Genomic DNA, 21,056 nt, shown 5'->3' on the forward strand with positions numbered 1-21,056 from the left:
CCATGGCCGGCCGCCCCACCCTCTACGGCACGCGCCACGCGGTCTCCGCCGGGCATTACCTGGCCACGGCCGCCGGCCATGCGGTGCTGGAAGCCGGCGGCAATGCCATCGATGCCGGCGTCGCGGCCGGCATCACCTTGGGCGTGGTGCAGTCGGACATCGTCAATGTCGCCGGCGTCGCGCCCATCATCCTGCGCACCGCATCGGGACAGGTGGAGACGATCGCCGGCCTCGGCCACTGGCCGATGGCCTTCCCCGCGGACCTGTTCCTGCGCGAGCACGGCGGCAAGATGCCGCCGGGGGTGCTGCGCACGGTGGTGCCGGCGGCGCCTGATGCCTGGATCACCGCGCTGCAACGCCACGGCAGCATGACCTTCGGCGAGGTCGCCGGCGCCGCCATCCGCCATGCGCGGGATGGCTTTGCGATGCACCCGACCATGGCGAAGAACCTGGTCCAGAAATTCGACTCCTACATGCGCTGGCCAAGCACGGCGGCGATCTACCTGCCCGGCGGGCGCGCGCCGGCGGTCGGCGAAAAATTCGTGCAGACCGATCTCGCCGCCATGCTGAGCTACATGGTGGATCAGGAAGCCGCCGCCGGCGGTGACCGCGCGGCCGGCCTCGCCGCCGCCCATGCCGCCTTCTACAAGGGGGACATCGCCGCGAAGATCGTCGCCTTCCAGCAGGACCAGGGCGGTTATCTGTCGCGCGACGACCTCGCGAATTTTCGCAGCCGCATCGAGCCCGCGGTGACGCGCCTATGGCGCGGCCATGCCATCTCCACCTGCGGCCCCTGGTGCCAGGGACCCGCGCTGCTGGAGGCGCTGCTGATCGCCGAACGCATCGGCTTTTCCGGGCTGGCGCATAACAGCGCCGAATATCTGCATGTGATCGCGGAGGCGCTGAAGGCGGCACTCGCCGATCGCGAATACCATTTTGGCGATCCGGCGATGGTGGATGTGCCGCTGGAGCAACTGCTCTCCGCTGCCCATCTTGCCGCCCGCGCCGCCGGCTTCCGGGGCGACGCCGCCTGCCCGGACATGCCGCCGCCGCTGATCGGCAATGGCACCGAACTGCCGCCGCCGATGCGCGAAAAGCCGCCGGAGGTGGAGGCCGATACCTCCTATGTCTGCGTCGTGGACCGCTGGGGCAACGCCTTCAGCGCCACGCCCTCCGACGGGTCGTGGAATTCGCCGGTGGTGCCGGGCCTCGGCATCGTGCCTTCCGCGCGCGGCTCGCAAAGCCGGGTCGATCCCGCGCATCCCTGCGGCGTCGCGCCCGGCAAGCGGCCGCGCCTCACGCCGAACCCGGCGCTGGCGGTTCTGGCCGATGGCGGCGTCATGCCCTTCGGCACGCCGGGTGGCGATGTGCAGGTGCAATCCATGCTGCAGGTGCTGCTCAACGTGCTGCACTTCGGCATGGAGGTGCAGGACGCCATCGAGGCGCCGCGCATCGCGACCTACGCCTTCCCCTCCTCCTTCGCGCCCTTCGAGTATTTCCCGCGCAAGCTGGCGGTGGAATCGCGCATCCCGGCCGAAACGCGCGCCGCGCTGACGGCGCTGGGCCATGAGATTCAGACCTGGCCCGAATGGGCCTATGCCGCCGGCAGTGTGGAGGCGATCCGCACCGATCCAACGACCGGGCTGATGGCCGCCGGCGCCGATCCGCGCCGCCCGGCCTATGCCATAGCGAGCTGAGCGGACAGGCTCAGCCGAGCGCCAGCACCAGCAGCACCCGCGCCCGCACATCGCCGAGCGAGCGGGTGCGATGCGGGCGCCTGGCGTCGAAGCGCAGCGAATCGCCGGTCTCCAGCACCAGCGTCTCCGTCTCGAACAGGATCTCCATCCGGCCGGAGAGCACATGCAGCAGCTCCTCCCCCGCATGGGTGGAGGTGTCCTCCGCCGGCCGCGCTTCCATCGGCGGCCACATCTCCAGCGCGATCAGCCTTCCGCCGGGGAATAGCGGACGCAGATGCGGCTCATCCTCCCGCGGCGGATGGCCGGGCGTGGCGCGGGCGAGCTCGGCGGTGGTGCCGGGCGCGCGCTCGCCGGCCAGCAACTGCGCCGCCGGCACGCCCAGCGCCTCCGCCACCCGGAAGACGGTGCCGATCGAGGGCTGCCCGACGCCGCGCTCGACCTTGGAGAGGTAGCCCTTGGTCAGGCCGGTGGCCTCCGCCAGCGCGGCCAGGCTCAGCCCGGCGGCCTGGCGCCGGGCGCGCAGGCGCTCGCCGAGGCCGGCGGCTTCAGGCGCTTCCATTTCTGTTGACGACACGGTTTCCTCACAGGATACTTGTTTCCACACAGGAAACCCGGACAGCCTAGCACGGGCCTAACCGGGGAGGCATCACCGACAAAGGGCTGACGAGACATGACCGATTGCAGACCGATTCCGCGCCGCAGGCTGCTGGGCGCGAGCCTGGCCGCGCCGCTTCTCGCCCCGGGCCTGGCCCGCGCCCAGGCCTATCCCAGCCGCCCGGTGCGGCTGGTGGTGCCCTTCGGGCCGGGCGGCATCACGGATCTGGTCTCCCGCATCGTGGCGGAGGGCGCGACCAGCCGGCTCGGCGTGCCGATCGTGGTGGAGAACCGGCCGGGCGCGAATGGCAATATCGCCGGCGACTTCGTCGCGAAGGCCGCGCCGGATGGCTATACGCTGCTGGTCGCCTCGGTCTCGATGTTCTCGGTCAACACCGTCATCTATCCGAACATGCCCTATGATCCGGGGCGCGATTTCGTGCCGGTGGTGGCGGTGGCCAGCACGCCGCATATCCTGGTGGCGCATCCCTCGGTGGGCGCCCGCGATCTCGCCGGGCTGATCGCCGCCGCCAAGGCGCGGCCGGAGGCGCTGACCTATGGCACCGCCGGCGCCGGCAGCTCGCCGCATCTGACGCAACTCGCCTTCCAGAACCTGACCGGAGCGAAGCTGCTGGAGGTACATTTCCGCAGTGGCTCTGCCAGCGTGCAGTCGGTGCTGGGCGGCCAGGTCTCCATGACAGCGGAGGCCACGCCGGTGATCATCGCCCATGTCCAGGCCGGCACGCTGCGCGCCTATGCGGTCGCCTCGCCGGAGCGGGTGGGGCTGATGCCGGAGGTGCCGACGGCGGCCGAGGCCGGCTTGCCAGGGCTGGAGAATGGCTCCACCTCCGGCATCGTCGCGCCGCGCGGCACGCCGGATGCGGTGCTGGCCCGGCTCAACCAGGCTTTTGGTGAGGCGCTGGCCGCGCCGGAGACGAAGGCGCGGCTGACGCAGCAGGGCACCTTGCCGCTGGGTGGCAGCGGCGCGGATTTCCGGACCCTGGTGGACCGGGAGGTGACGCGCTGGCGTCCGCTGCTGGCGGGCGTTACCGCGGGCTAGAGCGTGATGACCGAAGGTGCGAAGGCACCGGAGGTCTGAATCACGCGACAAAGCAAGGTTCAAGCGTGATGACCGAAGGTGCGAAGGCACCGAAGGTCTGAATCACGCGATCAACGCGAAAAGGGAACGCAGGTGACAGAAACATACCCGTGGCGCGGCCGGCTGATCGCCGCCCATATCGCCGAACAGGCCTCGATGGAGATGGAGGAGCTGGCGGCCGCCCATATGATCGCCGGCGTCGGCATCGAGGGCGACCGCTACGCCACCGGCCGCGGCACCTACAGCTACAAGCCGCATGAGGACCGGCAATGCACGCTGATCGAGATGGAAACGCTCGAAGGGCTGCGCCGCGACCATGGGCTGGACCTGGCGCCGCATGAAAGCCGCCGCAACCTGACGACGCAGGGCGTGCCGTTGAACCATCTGGTCGGCCGCCACTTCAAGGTGGGGGAGGTGGTGCTGTTCGGCGGCCGGCTGAATGTGCCCTGCAAATATCTGGACGACCTTCTGGGCCGGCCGCTGTTCAACCCGCTGCTCAACCGCTCCGGCCTCAACTGCCGCATCATCCAGGGCGGCGTGATCCGGCCGGGCGATGTGATCGAGCCGGTCTGAACGCCATGCGCCGGATGTCCGACCTGCGGCCGGCGTTGTTCGCCGGCCGAGCGGCCGAATGGCCGCCGCGCCCAGTGGCGCGAAGCCAAGGGCCGCGGATGCGGACCGCCCGGCGTCTGAGGGCTGAAATGCGCCAGCATTTCAGGGTTTCGATATGAAGCTGTTGATGGGGGTGGAGGTCACAAGCCGGCAGCAGGTGACGCCGCGCGTGGTGGCGCTGACCCTGCGGCCGACGAAGCGCCCAGCCTTCCCCGCCTTCCGCGGTGGTGCCCACACCATCCTGGCGCTGCCGGATGGCAAGCGGCGCCTCTACTCGCTCACCTCCGACCCCGAGCGGCCGGAGTCCTGGCAGGTGGCGGTGCTGCGGGAGGATGCGGGGCAGGGCGGCAGCGCCTGGCTGCATGCGGCCGCGCTGCCCGGCACCCGGCTTCTCGCCAGCCACCCCCAGCAGGGTTTTGCCCTGGCGGAAGGCGCGGCGCGCCATGTGCTGGTGGCGGGCGGCATCGGCATCACCCCCTTCCTGTCCATGCTGCCGGAGCTGGAGCGGTCGGGCGCCGATTTCGCGCTCCATTTCTGCGCGCGATCCCGGGCGGAAGCGCCCTTCCTCGCGGAGCTCACCGATCGGCTCGGCCCGCGCCTGCATCCCTGGATCGCGGCGGAGGGTGCACGACTCGATCTGGCCGCGCTGCTCGCCACGCCCGCGCCCGGTACCCATGCCTATGCCTGCGGTCCGGCGCGGATGCTGGAAGGCTTTGGCGCCGCCACCGCGCATTGGCCGGAAGGCACCGCGCATCTCGAACATTTTGCCGGCCTGGACCGTGAGGTGGCGCGCCAGGGCGAGGCGTTTGAGGTGGAGATCGCGTCTTCGGGCGCCGTGCTGCCGGTGCCGGTTGATCGCAGCCTGCTGGAGGTGCTGCGCGAGGCCGGCCACAATGTGGACGCGGCCTGCGAATACGGCGCCTGCGGCAGTTGCGTGGTGGGCGTGGAAGCCGGGCAGCCGGAGCATCGCGACGTGTGCCTTTCACCGGCCGTGCGACGGGGCGCGATGACGGCCTGCGTCTCGCGCGGCAGGGGGCGGCTGCGGCTGGCGCTGTGATACCAGTGCCCGAAAGATGGACCTGCGGCCGGTGAAACCGGCCGAGGCCGCGAATGCGGCCCGCCGCAAGTGCGGCGCAGCCAAGCACCCGGAGGGTGCGCCCGGCGCATGAGGGCTGGCACTGTGAGCGTATTGACCGCGCGTCGCTCGCGCGCGATTCCCACCATATGAGCTTCCATATCCTCGTCACCGCCGCCCGCCTGGAACCAGCGGGCCTCTCGCTCCTCGAAGCCGCCGGCTGCACGGTGGATTTCGTCAGCCTGGAGGGCGGGCGGGCGGAGATGGAGCGCAAGCTGGCGACCACGCCGGTGCAGGGCGTGATCTCCCGCGCCATCCCCATCACCGGGGAGGCCATGGCGAGCTGCCCGACCTTGCGCGTCATCTCCCGCGCCGCGGTGGGCTACGACCTGATCGATGTGGACGGCGCCACGGCGCGCAGCATTCCGGTGCTGACGGCGGTCGGCGCCAATGCGCAGTCGGTGGCGGAATACAGCCTCGGTTTGATGCTGGCCGTCGCGCGCAATATCCCGCGCCACACGGTCGCCACCCAGGGCGGGGCCTGGGACCGGTCCAGGATGGGGATCGAGCTGCATGGCCGGCGTCTCGGCCTGGTGGGTTATGGGCGCATCGCGCAGGGGCTGGCGCGGATGGCGCTGGCGATCGGCATGAAGGTCTCGGCCTATAGCCCCAACCTGGCACGGCGCGGCGACATCGCGCCGGTCACCGCCGCCGCCTCCCTGCACGATCTGCTGCGGCAGTCGGATGTGGTGTCGCTGCATGCGCCGATGAGCGCGCGGAACCGCCAGATGATCGGCGCCGCCGAACTCGCTCTGCTGGGGCCGGAGGCGATCCTGGTGAATACCGCGCGCGGTGGGCTGATCGACGAGGCGGCGCTGGCCGAGGTGCTGCGGGAGGGCCGGATCTACGGCGCCGGGCTCGACGTGCTCTCCACCGAGCCGCCGCTGCCGGACAATCCGCTGATCGGTGTGCCGAATGCGGTGCTGAGCCCGCATATGGGCGCCGCCACCACCGTCGCCCGCAGCGCCACCGCCGAGGCCGCCGCCACCCATGTGCTGGCGGTGCTGCAAGGGCGGCCGTTGCCGCCGGATGCCTGCGTCAATCCCAGCGTGCTGGGCTGACGCAGGGGCCGGTCAGGCCACCAGCCGATAGCCGGTCCCGGCCCGCTCCACCCGGCCGGTCGCCGGCATGGGGAAGTGGTAGCCGACCACGGGGATGCGGTCCGTTGCCAGCTGGTCCAGCAGCCGCTTCCGGGTCGCCACCGCCATGGTGGGGTCCATGTCGAACACCGGATACCATTCGGGATTCGCCATGAAGAGCGACGGCGTGGTGATGGCATCGCCGATCACCAGCAGCTGCGCCCCGCCATCGGCCAGCAGGAAGGAGACATGGCCCGGCGAATGGCCATGGCTGGCCATCGCGGTGACGCCCGGCGCCACCTGCGCCCCCGGCGCGAAGGGCGTGATCTTCCCCTGATAGGGCGCGAAGCGGCGCCGCGCATTGGCGAAGCCGGGGCGGCGCGCCGGCGTTGCGCGGCTTTCCTCCCCCTCATCCAGCCAGAAGCGCCATTCGCCTTCCGGCACCATGATCCGCGCATTGGGGAAGGCGGCGGCGCCATCGGCCGTGGTCAGCCCGCCGATATGGTCGCCGTGGAAATGGGTATGGGCGATCAGCACCACCTCCGCCGGGTCCAGGCCCGCGGCGCGCATATTGGTCAGCAGCGCCGGCGTGGCCCCGGTGCCGACATCCAGCGCCATCAGCCCGGCGGGGGTGCGCAGGATGGTGACGTTGTAGGGATTTTCGAGCGAATTGCCGGCTTGGCCGCCGGCGCGAAGGGCCACCGCCACCTGGGCGGGCTCGGCATTCATGACAAAGCCCTGGGTGGCGTCGGGCCGGGTGGCGGCGCCGTCATTCACCACGGTGACCCGCAGCGACCCCACCGCGATGTGGTGGAAGGCCGGGTTGGTGGCCCCACTGCCCTGCGCCACAGCGGGCAGGGCGGGCGAAATCGCGGCGGCGGTGCCGGCGGCGAGCAGGGTGCGACGGTCGATCATCTGCGCGCCCTCAGCCCGCCGCCGCCCAGTCGGCCGGCACGAAGCGATAGCCCTCGCCTTCCTTGGCCATGAAGCCGGTGGCGGGGAAGGGGAAGTGGTAGCCGCTGACGCGGATGCGGTCGGTCGAGACCATGTCGAAGACCCGGCGCCGCGTTGCCTCCGCCGCCGTGCCGTCGAAGTCGAAGGCGACCCGGAAATCCGGGCGACGGGCGAAGAGCTCCGGCCGGTTGGTGATGTCGGCCAGGAAGATCATCTGATCCTGGCCATCGGCGATGCGGTAGATGGTGTGGCCCGGCGTATGGCCATGGGCGGCGATGGCGGTCACGCCCGGCACAGGCTCCGCCCCATTGGCGATCTGGCGGACCTTGCCCTGATAGGGGGCGAAGCGCCGTGCCGCGTTCGCGAAGTTGCCGCGCTGGCCCTCGGGGCTGCGGCTTTCATTGCCGGTGTCGCTCCACCAGGCCCATTCCGCCTGCGGCACCACGATTTCCGCATTCGGGAAGGCGGCGCTGCCATCGGCGTTGAGCAGGCCATTCACATGGTCGCCGTGGAAATGGCTGAACACCACGGTGGTGACGCGGGCGGGGTCCAGCCCGGCGGCGCGCATATTCGCGACCAGCAGCCCGACCGGGGACCCGGCCGGCTGCGCCCCATTGCCGGTGTCGAACAGCACCAGGCCGGCCGGCGTTTCCAGGCAGGTCAGGGTGAAGGGAATGCGGAAGGTGTCCGTCGGCAGGAAGCTTTCCGCCAGCACCCGCTGCACCTCGGCCAGCGGCGTCGCCGGAACAAAACCCTGGGCGAGGGGAATGGCGCGGCTGCCGTCATGCAGCATGACCACGGTCTTGCTGCCGAGCCGGAACCGGAAAAAGCCCGGCGCCTGGGCCAGCGGGGCCGGCGCGGCGCCCTGGGCCAAGGCGGGCATGGCGCGGATCAGCGCCGGGGCGGCCAGCGCCCCCGCGGCGCCCAGCATCAGGTGACGGCGATTCATGTGGAGGCCTCCCGCATTCGCAACCTGCCGTCAGGTTGGATGCCGGCCTCCGGTTGCAAGGCCCGGAGGCCCTGCCGCGCAACGATCTTTCCTGCGCAGGGCGCTCAGGGCGCGTACAGGACGTTCAGGCTGGCAAAAGTGATCTTCTCCCCGCCGATGGTCAGGCTGCCGCTGACACCCACGGGTTCGCCGAACTGGTCGGTGAAGCTGATCTGGCCGTCGCTGACATTGATCGTGACTGAGGGGTCGTCCAGTTGCAGGCCGCTCAGCGTGTTCTGCAGCCCGACCCCCATCAGCCACAGCGTGTCGCGGCCGTCGCCGCCATCGAAGAAATCATTGCCGCTGCCCGGCTCCCAGAAGAACCGGTCATTGCCCTCGCCGCCATATAGGCTGTCCGAGGCGCCATCGGACAGGCCGGCATCCATCATGTCGTCGCCTGACCCACCGGACATCAGATCGGCGCCCGCGCCGCCATACAGGGCGTCGTCGCCGCCTTGGCCGATCAGGGTGTCGTTCCCCTCATGGCCGAAGATCATGTCCCGTCCGCTTGTGCCGCGGATGCTGTCATCGCCGCTGGTGCCACCGAAATTGTCGACGAAGCCAAAGTAAACGCCGCCGTTGACCTCATTCAGCTCATCGGGTTTCAGCTTCTTCGGGGGCATCGTCATGACAGGACTCCTCCGGGGCATTGGATCGGGGCCTTGGACGCGGCGAGGCCAATGTTAACGACGCCGCACCTGCCTGTCCCCCGCCCTGTGCCTCTCGCCGCCATAGGGCCGGCCGATCGGATCAGCGCCTGAAGCTGACCACCGATTCCAGATGCGGCGACCAGGGAAACTGGTCCACCGGCGTCGCCTGCGTCACCTTGAACCCCGCCTTCACCAGCACCCCCGCATCCCGCGCCAGCGCCACCGGGTTGCAGGAGACATAGATCACCACCGGCACCTTGCTCCGCGTGATCTGCGCCACCTGCTCCACCGCGCCATTATAGGGTGGGTCCAGCACCACGGCGCCGAAGCCGTTCAGCTCCGCCGGCAGCAGCGGGCGATAGGCCAAGTCCCGGCGGATCGCCTCCACCCGCCCGCCGGCCTTGCGCGCCCCGGCATCCAGCGCCGCGACGGCCGCCGCATCGCCCTCATAGGCCGCGACGCGCCCCTTGGCCGAAAGCGGGAAGGACAGGGTGCCGATGCCCGCATAAAGATCCGCGATCCGCGCCCGCACCGGCAGCTTCTGGGCCGCCAGCCCGGCCATCACCGCGGCGATGATCGCCGCCTCCCCCACCGGGGCGGCCTGGAGAAAGGCGCCCGGCGGTGGCGCGACAGAGATGCCCGAAAGGTCCAGCCGCACCGGGCCGGCCTGCGCGGCGTTCTCCACCGGGCCTTCCTTCAGCGCCCAGGCGATCCGCGGCAGGCCATGCGCCTGGCCGAAGGCGGCCAGCATGGCGCGCTGGGAGGCATCGAGCGGGCCATCCGTGCGCAGCAGCAGGTCCGGCCCGCTGTCCAGCAGGTTCAGCACCGCCGATGCCTCCCGCTTCAGCGCCGTCATCCGGCGCAGCAATTCCCGCAACGGACGGAACAGCGCCACCAGCACCGGGTCCAGCACATGGCAGGTGGACAGATCCGCCACCGCCGCGCTGCCGCGCTGGTGAAAGCCCAGCGCCACCGCCCCGCCCTGCAGCCGCTTCACCGCCAGGTCCGCGCGGCGCCGCGTGCCGGGCGGCGCCAGCACCACCTCCGCCACCGGCGCATCCGGCTGCCCGGCCCGGGCCAGGGCCGCCACCAGCCTCTCCCGCTTCCAGGCCGCATAGGCGGGCAGGGCCAGGTGTTGCAGGGCGCAGGCGCCGCATTCGATCAGGAAATGCGGGCAGGGCGGCTCCACCCGATCCGGGCTCGGCACCAGGATCGCCTCCACCTCCGCGGCCATGCCTTCGCCGCGCCGGGCGCCCATTCGGGCCAGCACGCGCTCCCCGGGCAGGGTGCCGGGCAGGAACAGCGGGCCGGCCGGCGTCTCCGCCACACCGTCCCCCGCCGAGCCAAGCCATGAAATCGTGACATCCGTGGCCGGTTGCGTCGCTTCCTCTCGGATGCGATTTGGGTCCGACTTTGGACGGGGCTCCATGCTCGACAAGCTGTTTTCCTTGCTGCGCGACCGGTTTCGGGCGCGGCGCGACTGGTATTATCTGGGCAATGGGATGGGTTTGACCCTGACCCACTTCGGCCGCAAGATCTACTTGCCCGGCGACGATGCCGGCATGACCCCCGACATCATCCTGCGTGGCCAGTGGGAGCCGCATGTGGAGGCGGTGCTGCGCCGCCGCCTGAAACCGGGCATGCAGGTGGCGGAGGTCGGTGCCAGCGTCGGCTTTCACACGCTGGTGATGGCCGAGGCGGTGGGCCCCACCGGCCATATCCACAGCTTCGAGCCCTATCCCAAGGTGCTGCCGCTGCTGCGCCGGACCATCGCCGCCAACCACCTTAGCGCCCGCGTGACGCTGCGGGAGGTTGCGGTCCTGCATGAGCCCGGGGAGGTGCGCTTCGCCGCCGATCCGGTGCAGACCGGCAGCGCCCATCTGGCCATCGCTGTCGCCGCCGAGAATTACAGCGACGGCTTCATCGCCCCCGCCATGCGGCTGGACGATGCCCTGGCCGATCTGCCGGCGCTCGACCTGCTGCGCATGGATTCGGAGGGGACGGAGGGCCTGGTGCTGTACGGCGCCACGGAACTGCTGGCCCGGTCCCCGCGCCTTTGCATCGTCATGGAATGGTCGCCGATCATGCTCCAGGCGCGCGGCGATGTGGCCGAACTGGCGGAGTGGATCGCGGCGCTGGGCTTCCGCTGTCAGCGGATCGAGAGGAATGGCAGCTTCACCCCGCTGACGGCGGCGCAGATGACCAGTCTCGATCATTGCGACCTCGTGCTGGATCGCGTCGCCGGGTAATACTTCCTGCGGGACGCGGGCGGCTCTATGAGTAAAGGGCTGCGGCGTGGCCTGAGGGGCGCCGGCGACAGGGGGACGCGGAGGCATGCTGCCGAGCGAGATTTCGGGCAAGTACGAGGCGCGCGGCACGCTCGGCGCCGGTGCCATGGGCACCGTGATCGACGCCTTCGACCGGATGATCGAACGCCGGGTGGCGGTGAAGCTGGTGCGCCTGCCCAGCGGCGACGATGCGGAGGCGCGGGAGGCGCATGCGCGCTTCCGGCGCGAGGCCCAGGCGGCCGGCCGCCTCTCCCACCCCAATATCGTCGGCGTCTTCGAATATGGCGAAAATGCCGACACCGCCTGGATCGTCATGGAGTTGGTCGAGGGCGGCACGCTCAAGGGCGTGATGGACCGCGGCGAACGCCTGCCGGTGCCGCAGATCGTCCGGCTGATGGACCAGATCCTGGGCGCCCTGGCCTATTCCCACGGCCGCGGCGTGGTGCACCGGGACATCAAGCCGGCGAACATCATGCTGACGGCCGAGGCGCCCGGCGGGGCGACGGGCGGGCCGCAGATCAAGATCGCGGATTTCGGCATCGCCCGGATCGAAAGCTCGACCATGACCCAGGTCGGCACGGTGATGGGCACGCCGAGCTACATGGCGCCGGAGCAGTTGCGCGGCGAGCCGGTGGATGCGCGGGCCGATATCTGGGCCGCCGGCGTGCTGCTGTACCAGATGCTGACCGGCGAGAAGCCGTTTGATGGCGGCTACAGCGCGCTGATGCACCGCGTGCTGAACACCGAGCCGCCGCCGCCGAGCCAATTGGCCGTCAGCGCCCCGCGCGCCTTCGACGCGGTGGTGGCCCGCGCCTTGGCGAAGCGCCCGGACGACCGCTTTGCCAGCGCCAGCGCCTTCGCCGAGGCGATCCGCGCCGCGGGGGCCGGGGTGGGGGCCGCGGATGCCACGGGTTTCGGCACCGCCACAGGCTTCGCCGATGCGGGGAAGCTGCCGGGGCTGGATGACGCGACCATGCTCGCCACCGGCACGCATCGGCCGGCCACCCCGCCGCCCGCACCGATCGTGCCGCCGCCGCCGGCCTCGCGCGGCGGAGGCGGGCTGAAATGGGCGCTGCTGGGCGGCGTGGCCTTGCTCGCCGCCGGGGGCGCCGCCTTCCTGCTCTGGCCCGCGCCCACGCCGGTTCCGACCATCCAGGTCGCGACTGGCGATACGCCCGCGCCCGCGCCCGCGCCAACCCCGGCGCCGGTGCCGGCACCCACGCCGACCCCCGCGCCTGCACCAACGCCCACGCCCGCTCCGGCGCCTGCGCCAACCCCGGCTCCCGCGCCCGCTCCGGCGCCCGCGCCAACCCCGGCACCCACGCCGGCTCCGATACCTGCGCCGACCCCGGCACCCGCGCCGAGCCCGGCGCCCACGCCTGCCCCGGCGCCGATCCCGACACCGGCCCCCGTGCCCAGCCCCATCCCCCCGCCGCGCCCGGCGCCCGAGCCCACCCCGCAACCGGCGCCCGCGCCAACCCCCGCACCATCACCGGCACCCGTCCCGACCCCCGCGCCGCGCCCTGACCTGCGCGCCGCCGCGGCCGCCGCGGCTTCCGCAGCGCCCTGCAGCCTGCTGGACCACAGCGCCACCGACAGCAGCCTGACCATCACCGGCATCCTGCGCCGGGGCGGGGAGGAGGCGGTGCGTCGCGCGCTGGCCGATCGGGGCGTGCCGCCCGGCACCGCGACGCTCCGCCTGCAAGCCTTCGAGGGGCCCTATTGCGGCGCGCTCGACACCATCCGCCAGGTCGCGGCCGGGGCGCAGGAGGCGCCGCTGGTCAGCATCGCCGGCACCATGCCCTTGCAGCGCGGCGACCTGCTGCGGCTGGATGTGCGGATGCCGCCCTATGCCGGGCAGCTCTATGTCAGCTACCTGATGAAATCGAACGAGATCGTGCATCTCGTTCCCTCCCAGCCGCAGCCGGCCGGCGCCAGCCTGCGCCTCGGCGAGCCCCGTCCCGGCTTCGCGGGCTGGGAGGTGGATGAGCCCTTCGGCACCGACATGATCGTCGTCTTCGCCTCCGAACGCCCGCTGTTCCCGCAGCCGCGCCCGGTGGTGGAGCCGCTCGACGACTACCTGCCGGCCCTGGCCGCCGCCCTGCGTGAGGCCCGCGCCCAGGGCAGCCGCGTCAGCGCCCGTGCCGTGCTGCTGGAGACGGTGGCGCGGCGATAGGTCTCATCGCTTCAGGCGCCGGCGGCCTCGCAAGGCGGCCCGGGCAATGCGTGGCCAAGTACCTGGGGCGGATTACTCCGCAACGCTGGCGAGTTTCGGGAATTTATCCTGCATGAACGTCCCGCACAGGTAGTCGGGGCGGCAGGCGTTGTTCACCGTGAAAAGCGCGGGATCAACATCGAAGTAATGATTCCAGGCCACCTGTTCAAAAGGGTAATTCCCGGACGCATCAGGCTTTGCGCCTGTCGCCACGGCCGTGGCCATGGCCTTGTAGATCTGGAAGGCGCCACTTTTCAGTTGGCCCTTCTGATGCTGCTTCCACATGGCAATCATCATGAACTGGATTCGGTGGGTGGACCTGCCATGGATGCTGTCCTTGAAGGCAAGATCGTCGATGGGCCTTCGCGCGCCAATATACCCAAGAAATTCAACGCTTGAGAGTTGTTTGACTGTGGTGATGACGTTGTAGTCGAACCCGTAATGCATTTCCAATTCCAGCAGTGAACTCTGGAACGAGGACACCGAACTCAAATCCAGCATGACCGAAAGTTTTTGAAGGCAGAAAGCTACATCGGCCTGATTATTGAAAAGCCGATAGATCTCCTTCATGTCGTCCTGGATGGGGGCAAGGCAGGGGAATTTATGGATCGGGTCGTCCGTATTTCCATTCCAGGGCCAACCCATGCCGCACATTCCTCTCCCGCGTCGCGGCAGCCGTCTTCGCTTTCCGTGAAACCGCTCGACGCCGAGCATGCCGGAATCCTTTCCCCGGCGTCACCCGTTTCCGATCCACAATGGCGAGAGGTCGCTTGCCCAGGTGAGCGGTTCTCAGGGCATCCCGTCCCGCATCAGCCCGCGCAGACGCTCCACCTCCGCCGCTTCCATCCCCAGATGGGCGGGGGTGAAGAAGCGTGGATCGGGGGTGTGCAGCAGATAGGCCTGGGCCTCGTCGATCATCAATTCCTCGATGCCGCTGTCATAGCCCTCCCGCGCCAGGAAATGGCGGAAGGCGGCGCGGTCGGCCTCGGTGAAGCGGCTGTGCCAGACCTGCCGGATATGGGCGGCATAGGCCGGCACGGTGCCAAAGCGGCCGTGGCTGAGCTCGTGATGCAGGATGGTGGCGCGCCCCGCCGCATCCATCGGCCCGCCGGGCGCGGCGAGCGACAGCAGCACGATCTCCTGCCCCGCCGGCACCAGGCCGCGGGCCAGGCGGAACTGCGCGTGCAGCCAGTCCTCCGCCGGGTTCAGCGCCAGCCCGTCGCGCTGGGCGAGCTGGAAGAAGCGCGCCAGGTCGGCGCCGCGATAATTATGGCCGAAATAGAAGGTGGCCGCCGTGTCCCCGGCGCGGGCGATGGCCTCCGCCATCTCGGCCTCCGTCAGCACCCGGTCGCGCGGCAGCCCGGCCTTTTCCACCAGCGCCGCCACCCGGTTCAGCGCCGCGCCCTGGGCCTCCAGCGTCGGATAGTCGATCACGAAGACGGCCGGGTTGCTGGCGAAGCGCAGCAGGACCGGCTGGTCCGCGCGATGGTCGCGGATCGCCGCCTCCTCCATCAGCGGCGGCAATGCGGCGAGGCGTGGCGTCTCCGGCACCGGTTCCGCCACCGGCGGCCCGGGCGGCAGGCCGAAAGCAGCGGGCGGGGCCGTGACAGTGGGGGCCGTGACAGTGGGGGCCGTGGCAGTCGGGGGCAGGCTGGCGGGGGGGGCGGGTGGCGCGACCATCACGATCGGCGCCGGCACATCGGGCAGGGCCGGCGCCGCGTCCTCACGCGACAGCCACCACCACCCCGCCGCGATCCCGGCAAGTCCCGCCAGCCCCGCCGCACCCAGCACCGGCCAGGGCCGGCGTCGCCGTGATGCGGGCGGCGGGGGCGCCGGGGAGCCCCATTCGACATGCGGCGCCGCCGGGCGCGGCACGATGCCCATGCGGCGGCGGATGGTGGCGTCTTCCTCTGCCGGCATCGGGCGCGTCATCCAAAGCTGGAACCGGTTGGTCCGCCCCTGGTCCGTTACAGCCCCTCGCGACCGGCGGTCTCAGCCGTCGAGGTTGATGATCTGGACGCGGCGGTTGCGCGGCTCATTCACGCCGTTGCCGGTCGGCACCAGAAGCTGGGTCTGGCCCAGCCCCACCGATTCCAGCCGGCTGCCGGACACGCCGAAGCGCTCCATCAGATAGCTCCGCACCGCGGCCGCGCGGCGTTCCGACAGCGCCTGGTTCATCGCGGCATCGCCCACGGAATCCGTATGCCCCTCGATCCGGAAGCGGAAGGGCGCCAGGTCCGGCGAGGACAAGGCGCGGCCCAGCGGTGCCAGCCGTGCCTCGGCCTCAGGCGTCAGCGTGGCGGAGCCGCTGGGGAAGGTCACGGTGATGGAGGCGGCGGCCACACCCGCCGGGGCCGTGGTGGTCGGCGCCACGGCCGCCGGGGTGGCGGGGCGCGGCGCCGCCGGGCGCTGCGGCGCCGGCACGGCGGCGGGGGCGACGGAGGAGGGCGGCGGCGTCGCATCGGCCGGCGCCGGCAGGCGGATGCCGCGCGTCGCATCGCCCGCGCGCGGCCGCAGCTGCTCGATCAGCCGCAGCGCGGCCGGGTCTGTCTGGGCCGCCGCCGGAAGCGCAGGCAGCATCGCCCAGCTTGCCAGGGCCAGCGCCGCAAGGGGGAAGGGGTGCATGGCGGAGCCTCCTCGGTTGGGGGGCGCATCATAGATCAGCGCGCGCGCCCTGCCGATGCTGAAACTATCGACCCAGATTGACGACCTGGACGCGCCGATTCCGCGGCTCCGCCATCCCGTCCGGCGTCGGCACCAGCAATTGCTGCTCGCCGAGCCCCACAACATCCACCCGGCGCGGGTCCAGGCCGTGGCGCTGCACCAGGAAGTCCCGCACAGCTTCGGCGCGGCGTTCCGACAGCGCCTGGTTCATCGCAGCATCGCCCTCCGCATCCGTATGGCCCTCGACCCGGAAGCGATAGCCGGCGAGGCGGCTGGAGCCGAGCGCCTGGCCCAGATTGTCCAGCACCCCGGTGGCGCGCGGCGACAGCGTGGCGGAGCCGGTGGCGAAGGTGACGGTCAGCGAAATGGCAGCCGCCCCATCCGGCGCCGTGGTGTTGGCAACATCGGGCACCGCGATGCCGGTGCGGGGCGGGGTCGCGGGGCTGGGCACCCCGGCATTGGGCACCGCACTGGGCGCCGCCTCCGGCGCGGCCGGCACGCGAATGCCGCGCCGGGGGCTGGTGGCGGGGTCCAGCCCGTCAATCAGGTTCATCACGCTGGGTGGCGAGGAAGGCTGGGCCAGCGCCAAGCCCGGCAGGGCCGGGCCGGCGGCCAGCGCCAGCAGCAGGGCGGCGGGGCGGATCAGGTCACGGCGGCGCATCGCGTTCCTCCTCGGCTTGGTAAAACCCTGCCATGCCGCGCCGCCTGGCATATGTCGCTCTGTGTCGCCGCTGGCTTAGATGATCCCGAGGCTCTGCCAGACCGGCCGACGCTCCCGCAGCATCTCCGCGACCTGTTCCCGCACCCCCGCCAGCACCTCCTCCGGCGGCTGGGTCCCGGGCGGCACCAGGCGGCGGATCAGCGCCTCCGCTTCGGCCTCCGGCGTCTCGGCGGCCAGGGCGGCCACGGCGAGTTCCATGGCATTCACTGCCAGTCCGCCAGCGAGCGCCGGGGTGGCCAGCGCCAGCCGCCCCGTGCCCAGGCCGTGCGGCGCCAGCCGGGCCGCGGTGACGGCGTTCAGTCGCCGCGCCGTGGCCGCGGCCTGGTCCCAGCCGGCATCGCCCGGCCGCAGCCAGAGCGGCATGGCGCTGCCGCTGCCGATTAGCATGGCCAGCGCTTCGGCCGGCGTCACATTGCCGCAGCCGGGCAGGGCCAGCAGCGCGCCCACCTGCTGCGGCCCCTGGCGCAGCGCCGCCAGCATCGGCTCCAGGATCGCCGGCGGCAGCGCCGCCTCCCCGGCCTGGGTGCGGATGGCGCGGCCGCCGCCGGCATGGGTGGTGATGGCCAGCGGAATCGCCGCCACCGCCGCATCCCGGTTCACCCGGCGCAAGCCCCGCACATAGACATCGCGGCGGAAGGCGCGGGGCGCGCAGAAGTCGAAGATCAACTGCCGCGCCGCCTCATCCGGCGCCGCCTCCCAGATCTCCCGCTGCGCCGGGCTCAGGCTCATGGAGGGGAAGTTCTCGTCCAGCGAGGCGCTGCCGACATAATCGCAGCGGGCGCTGGCCATCGCATCCTGCACATCGGCGAAGAAGCAGGGGCGCCAATGGTCGGTGATGAACTCATGCAGCATGTAGCCCTGCCGCGCCTGCGCCACCTCGCCCAGCAGCAGGGTGCGCCAGGTGGAATTGGGCAGGTTCGGCGCCTCCGCCGCCACCAGCTTCTGCACCTGGGCGCGCGCCGCCTCGATGCCCTCGGCGGTCGAGCCGGCGCTGCGCAGGAAGCCGCGCACCAGCCGCGACAGGCCCAGCGCGCCGCCGGCCCCGGGCAGGGCGTTGTAGGTCATCAGCACCACGCCGCCGGGCTTCACCTTGCGCCGCAGCAGCCGCAGGATCCCCTCCCGCACCGGATCGCCGACCCAGGACCAGACGCCATGCACCGTCACCAGGTCGAATTCCGGCAGCCGGTCCAGCTCCGCCCCATCCAGCTCCGCCAGATCGGTCGCCTCGAAGCGCGCATTGCGCAGCCCGGCGGCGGTGGCGATGGAGCGCGCCTCGGCGATATGCGCGGGGTTGTAGTCCAGGCCCAGCACCTGGGCGTTCGGATTGCCGGCGGCCAGCACATTGGCGGTGTAGCCGCTGCCGCAGCCGATCTCCGCGATCTGCATCGGCTGGTCGGGCGAGATCTCCCAGGCCGCGCCCATCAGCGCGCAGGTGGCGGCCAGGTGCCCCGGCGACTGGAAGCTGTGCCAGGAGGGCGGATAGGGCTCCGCCACCGGATAGCCGCGTGACCAGGGGGAGGGGGCGTTCATGCGGCGTCCATTCGATCGGGGGTGATCCGCGGCGCGGCGGGGCGCAGCATCGCGTCCTTCGCATCGGCGCGGCGCGGCCTTGGTGTGGTCAGCCAGCCGGTCCAGCCCAGCCGCGCGCCGCCACCCGGACCGCCGAGTTGCAAGGGCGGCACCTCATCGGCCGCCAGCACCGGGTTGAGGGCGAAATCCTGTTCCAGCCCGATCTGCAGCCGCACCAGCTCCACCAGCCTGCCATGCAGCGGACTGCCGGGCAGCAGCGCCTCGAACTCCCGCAGCTTCAGCGGGCCGAGGCGCAGCAGGAAGCGGGCGGAGGGGTCCCAGGCCTGGGCGCCGACGGCGGCATCCACGCCGAGCCCGCAATTCACCCCCGGCCGCCCGCGCCCGGCCATGCGGGACTGTTCGCCCAGCGGCAGGCGAATCCAGCCGCCGGCGAATTCCACGATTTCCACCGGCGTGCCGGTTTCCTCCGTCAGCAGCCCGCGCAACCGCTCCGCGCTGCGGGAGCGGGAGGCCAGCGCGCCCGCGTGATAGAGCAGCGCCGGCAGCGGCGTCGCCAGCCGCGCCACCAGATGCGGCGTGCCGAGGCCGGCGGCAGCGGCCAGCACCGTCTCGGCCGGCTTCGGGTCCCGCGCCGGGCGGTATTTCGTGCCCGCCTTCACGAACAGGCCGGTGAAGCGGCGCGCCAGCATGTCCATGAACTGGTGCAGGGCGGTGGAGCGTTTGCGCGCCTCCGCCCCCACTGTCGCCGTGTAGTGGCGCGGCAGCACGCCGCCGGGGCCAATCAGGCCGAAGGTGGGGGTGACGACCTCCCGCGTCTCCGGATTGGCGCTGGCCACCTCGCCCCCCGGCGCGCCCAGCCGCGCCTGGCTGCGATAGCGCAGGTCCAGCGGATCGCCGCCGAGCACGATGGCCGCCTGGTCCAGGCTGAACCGGGCGGGTTCTGCCTTCAGCCTTTCAAGCGGCGATGGGGGGACCTTCCCGCTCACAGCAAGACCCGCGTCCCGCTGCGTGCCGGCCAGCTCGCCACCGCTCCGCTGCGCCCGCGCAAAACCGCCTGGCTGCGAACAAAGCCGTTGATCGAGACCTGCAGCGCCAGGAAGCGTTCCAGCACGCCCGACAGCAGAAAAAGCCCGCCGGCGGTCCAGGCCTGGGGCTCGAAGGTCAGCGTCACCTCCAGCCCGCGCGCAAAGCTGCCGGGGCGCAGGCCGGGCAGGCGGGCCACGCCCGGCGTGGCGGTGACGCTGACCAGCCCTTCCAGCGCCATCCGCGTCTCCGGCGTGTCCCGCAGCACATGCAGGCGCAGCATCTCCTTCAAGGCGAGCGCCGCCTGCGGCCCGCCGGTGACGCCCAGATGGTTCAGCGCGAGGTGCGAGACCAGCCGCCAGCCGCTGCGTTCCCGCAGCTGCGGCCGCAGCGTGGCGGTGGGCGGGGAGAGGCATTCGGCGCTGGCCGCCGGCGTCGCCGGATCACCCAGCCGCAGCCTGGGCTGGCCGCCGCCGAAGGGCAGCAGGGAGGGCAGGTCCCGATTGCAGCACAGCGCATCGACGCCCAGCACGCCATCCGCCGGCAAGGCCGGGTCGAAATGCGGGTCGCGCAGCATCAGCCGCGTCTCGCTGCCGCCGAGCACGCCGGGCGCCGGGCGACGGGCGGCGATCCAGCTGACGCCCGTGGCCTCGGCCTCCGCCCCATCCTCGGCGCGCAGGCGGTGGAAGGCGGGCACGCGGCGGGGGCGCGGGTCCTCCGCCCGGCTCAGCCGCACCGTCTCCACCGCATAGACTTCGAGCGCCGCGGGGCGGCGGGCATCGGGCACCACCAGCCAGTCGGATTGCGTGCCATCCAGCGCGATGGGTTCGCAGATCTGCCTGAACAGGTTGATGGCCGGCGTGCAGCCCAGCGCGAAATTCTCGGCCGAGACCGCGCGTTCCAGCTCCGGCACCGCGCGGGAGAGATAGACAAAAACCTCCATCTTCGGCCCGCGCTGCACCGCGCCGCGGCGCTCCAGCCCATCGAGGTCGAGGTAGAGGAATTTCTCCGGGAAGGCGAAGTATTCGGTCAGCAGCCGATGGCCGGAAAAGGCGCGGGGCGGCCAGGGCAGGGCCGCTTCCTCCGGAGCGAAGCCGACCTGGCGCAGACATTCCCGCCCCAGCAGCACCGGCCGGGGATCGGAGGGGCCATCGGCGAGCGCGATCGACAAAGTGGAGGTGCAGAGCAGTTCCAGAAGCTGCACCGGCACCGGCCCGGCGCCGCGCAGATGCAGCCGCAGCTTGTCCAGCCCGATATCGGCGATGCCCAGCCCCGGCAGGGTGGTGGACAGGCCGAGCCGCAGCACGGCCACCGCCCCCTGCGCCTGCGGATTGGCCGGCGCCGGCAGCGGCAGGCCGGTGAGGCGCGCGGATTCCACCGCCAGCGGCCAGAGCGTGGTGTCCTGGCAGGTGCGGTAGGTCAGCGTCTCCCCGCGCACCTTCTCCGTTTCCAGCCGCGTGCCGCGTGGCACCACGGCGGGGCCGGCGGCTTCCGGCTTGGGCAGCAGCCGCACCGTGGTCAGGGAGGGGACGGGCGCCAGGAGATGCGGGCAGAGCAGTTCCAGCAGCGCATCCGTCAGCTCCGGCAGCTCGTCATCCAGCCGGTGCTGCACCCGCGCGGCGAGGAAGGCGACGCCTTCCAGCAGGCGTTCCACATGCGGGTCGTCCACCGCATCCGGCGTCATCCGCAGCCGGCCGGCGACCTTCGGATTGGCCTCGGCGAATTCCCCCGCCAGCCGCCGGATGGCGGCGAGTTCGCGGTTGTAGAAGGGGAGAAGATCGTCGGACATTCAGGGCTTGCTCGGCGA

Annotated in this window: 19 protein-coding genes; 7 read left to right on the forward strand and 12 right to left on the reverse strand. The window is 71.6% G+C overall.

The annotated features are described in order from the left end of the window. Nucleotides 1-2: 2 nt before the first annotated feature. Nucleotides 3-1,697 (forward strand): gamma-glutamyltransferase family protein, encoded by a 1,695-nt coding sequence (locus ACVFYP_RS09655; RefSeq protein ID WP_499199957.1) that lies wholly within the window; start codon nucleotides 3-5, stop codon nucleotides 1,695-1,697. 10 nt (nucleotides 1,698-1,707) lie between these two features. Here the strand turns inward: ACVFYP_RS09655 and ACVFYP_RS09660 are convergent, their stop codons facing one another. Continuing rightward, nucleotides 1,708-2,271 carry a helix-turn-helix domain-containing protein gene (locus ACVFYP_RS09660; protein WP_499199958.1) on the reverse strand — a complete coding sequence of 188 codons (564 nt, stop codon included), beginning with the start codon at nucleotides 2,269-2,271 and terminating at the stop codon, nucleotides 1,708-1,710. 96 nt (nucleotides 2,272-2,367) lie between these two features. Here ACVFYP_RS09660 and ACVFYP_RS09665 point away from each other — a divergent pair, with 96 nt between their 5' ends. The 4 genes from ACVFYP_RS09665 to ACVFYP_RS09680 all read left to right on the forward strand — a co-directional run bounded on the left by ACVFYP_RS09665 (nucleotide 2,368) and on the right by ACVFYP_RS09680 (nucleotide 6,198). Beyond that, complete coding sequence (locus tag ACVFYP_RS09665; protein WP_499199959.1) at nucleotides 2,368-3,351, forward strand: Bug family tripartite tricarboxylate transporter substrate binding protein; 984 nt, start codon at nucleotides 2,368-2,370, stop codon at nucleotides 3,349-3,351. Between the two features lie 324 nt (nucleotides 3,352-3,675). Further along, on the forward strand, nucleotides 3,676-3,963 hold the full coding sequence (locus ACVFYP_RS09670; protein ID WP_499200470.1) for an MOSC domain-containing protein: 288 nt from the start codon (nucleotides 3,676-3,678) through the stop codon (nucleotides 3,961-3,963). A gap of 154 nt (nucleotides 3,964-4,117) precedes the next feature. Further along, nucleotides 4,118-5,059 (forward strand): PDR/VanB family oxidoreductase, encoded by a 942-nt coding sequence (locus ACVFYP_RS09675; protein ID WP_499199960.1) that lies wholly within the window; start codon nucleotides 4,118-4,120, stop codon nucleotides 5,057-5,059. Between the two features lie 167 nt (nucleotides 5,060-5,226). Beyond that, on the forward strand, nucleotides 5,227-6,198 hold the full coding sequence (locus ACVFYP_RS09680; RefSeq protein WP_499199961.1) for an NAD(P)-dependent oxidoreductase: 972 nt from the start codon (nucleotides 5,227-5,229) through the stop codon (nucleotides 6,196-6,198). 12 nt (nucleotides 6,199-6,210) lie between these two features. On the opposite strand, the gene ACVFYP_RS09685 is transcribed toward ACVFYP_RS09680, so the two are convergent. The 4 genes from ACVFYP_RS09685 to ACVFYP_RS09700 form a co-directional block, all read right to left on the reverse strand. Next, a complete protein-coding gene (locus ACVFYP_RS09685) occupies nucleotides 6,211-7,131 on the reverse strand; it encodes an MBL fold metallo-hydrolase (RefSeq protein WP_499199962.1) in 921 nt (306 codons plus the stop codon). 10 nt (nucleotides 7,132-7,141) lie between these two features. Then, nucleotides 7,142-8,119, reverse strand: coding sequence for an MBL fold metallo-hydrolase (locus tag ACVFYP_RS09690; RefSeq protein ID WP_499199963.1), 978 nt, complete (start codon nucleotides 8,117-8,119; stop codon nucleotides 7,142-7,144). A gap of 104 nt (nucleotides 8,120-8,223) precedes the next feature. Continuing rightward, nucleotides 8,224-8,787: a calcium-binding protein gene (locus ACVFYP_RS09695; RefSeq protein WP_499199964.1), complete on the reverse strand. Its 564-nt coding sequence runs from the start codon at nucleotides 8,785-8,787 to the stop codon at nucleotides 8,224-8,226. Between the two features lie 121 nt (nucleotides 8,788-8,908). After that, nucleotides 8,909-10,135 carry a class I SAM-dependent RNA methyltransferase gene (locus ACVFYP_RS09700; protein WP_499199965.1) on the reverse strand — a complete coding sequence of 409 codons (1,227 nt, stop codon included), beginning with the start codon at nucleotides 10,133-10,135 and terminating at the stop codon, nucleotides 8,909-8,911. Between the two features lie 100 nt (nucleotides 10,136-10,235). On the opposite strand from ACVFYP_RS09700, the gene ACVFYP_RS09705 reads away from it, so the two are divergent. Continuing rightward, the gene (locus tag ACVFYP_RS09705; protein ID WP_499199966.1) at nucleotides 10,236-11,057 is read left to right on the forward strand and encodes an FkbM family methyltransferase; all 822 of its coding nucleotides are present in this window, start codon (nucleotides 10,236-10,238) and stop codon (nucleotides 11,055-11,057) included. Between the two features lie 85 nt (nucleotides 11,058-11,142). Continuing rightward, on the forward strand, nucleotides 11,143-13,272 hold the full coding sequence (locus ACVFYP_RS09710; RefSeq protein ID WP_499199967.1) for a serine/threonine protein kinase: 2,130 nt from the start codon (nucleotides 11,143-11,145) through the stop codon (nucleotides 13,270-13,272). A 72-nt stretch (nucleotides 13,273-13,344) separates the two neighbouring features. Here ACVFYP_RS09710 and ACVFYP_RS09715 read toward each other — a convergent pair whose 3' ends face one another. The 7 genes from ACVFYP_RS09715 to tssF form a co-directional block, all read right to left on the reverse strand. Continuing rightward, nucleotides 13,345-14,025 carry a LirA/MavJ family T4SS effector gene (locus ACVFYP_RS09715; RefSeq protein WP_499199968.1) on the reverse strand — a complete coding sequence of 227 codons (681 nt, stop codon included), beginning with the start codon at nucleotides 14,023-14,025 and terminating at the stop codon, nucleotides 13,345-13,347. 75 nt (nucleotides 14,026-14,100) lie between these two features. After that, nucleotides 14,101-15,231: a hypothetical protein gene (locus ACVFYP_RS09720; protein ID WP_499199969.1), complete on the reverse strand. Its 1,131-nt coding sequence runs from the start codon at nucleotides 15,229-15,231 to the stop codon at nucleotides 14,101-14,103. 72 nt (nucleotides 15,232-15,303) lie between these two features. Continuing rightward, nucleotides 15,304-15,936: an OmpA family protein gene (locus tag ACVFYP_RS09725; protein WP_499199970.1), complete on the reverse strand. Its 633-nt coding sequence runs from the start codon at nucleotides 15,934-15,936 to the stop codon at nucleotides 15,304-15,306. 64 nt (nucleotides 15,937-16,000) lie between these two features. After that, nucleotides 16,001-16,636 carry an OmpA family protein gene (locus ACVFYP_RS09730; RefSeq protein WP_499199971.1) on the reverse strand — a complete coding sequence of 212 codons (636 nt, stop codon included), beginning with the start codon at nucleotides 16,634-16,636 and terminating at the stop codon, nucleotides 16,001-16,003. Nucleotides 16,637-16,711: 75 nt separating this feature from the next. Beyond that, nucleotides 16,712-18,226, reverse strand: a complete 1,515-nt coding sequence (locus ACVFYP_RS09735; RefSeq protein WP_499199972.1) for a class I SAM-dependent methyltransferase — start codon at nucleotides 18,224-18,226, stop codon at nucleotides 16,712-16,714. Further along, a complete protein-coding gene (gene tssG, locus ACVFYP_RS09740; protein ID WP_499199973.1) occupies nucleotides 18,223-19,212 on the reverse strand; it encodes a type VI secretion system baseplate subunit TssG in 990 nt (329 codons plus the stop codon). The genes ACVFYP_RS09735 and tssG overlap by 4 nt, the downstream gene beginning before the upstream one ends. Then, a complete protein-coding gene (gene tssF / locus ACVFYP_RS09745) occupies nucleotides 19,209-21,038 on the reverse strand; it encodes a type VI secretion system baseplate subunit TssF (protein ID WP_499199974.1) in 1,830 nt (609 codons plus the stop codon). The genes tssG and tssF overlap by 4 nt, the downstream gene beginning before the upstream one ends. Nucleotides 21,039-21,056: the final 18 nt, after the last annotated feature.

It is taken from the genome of Roseomonas sp. F4 (genome assembly GCF_053891155.1).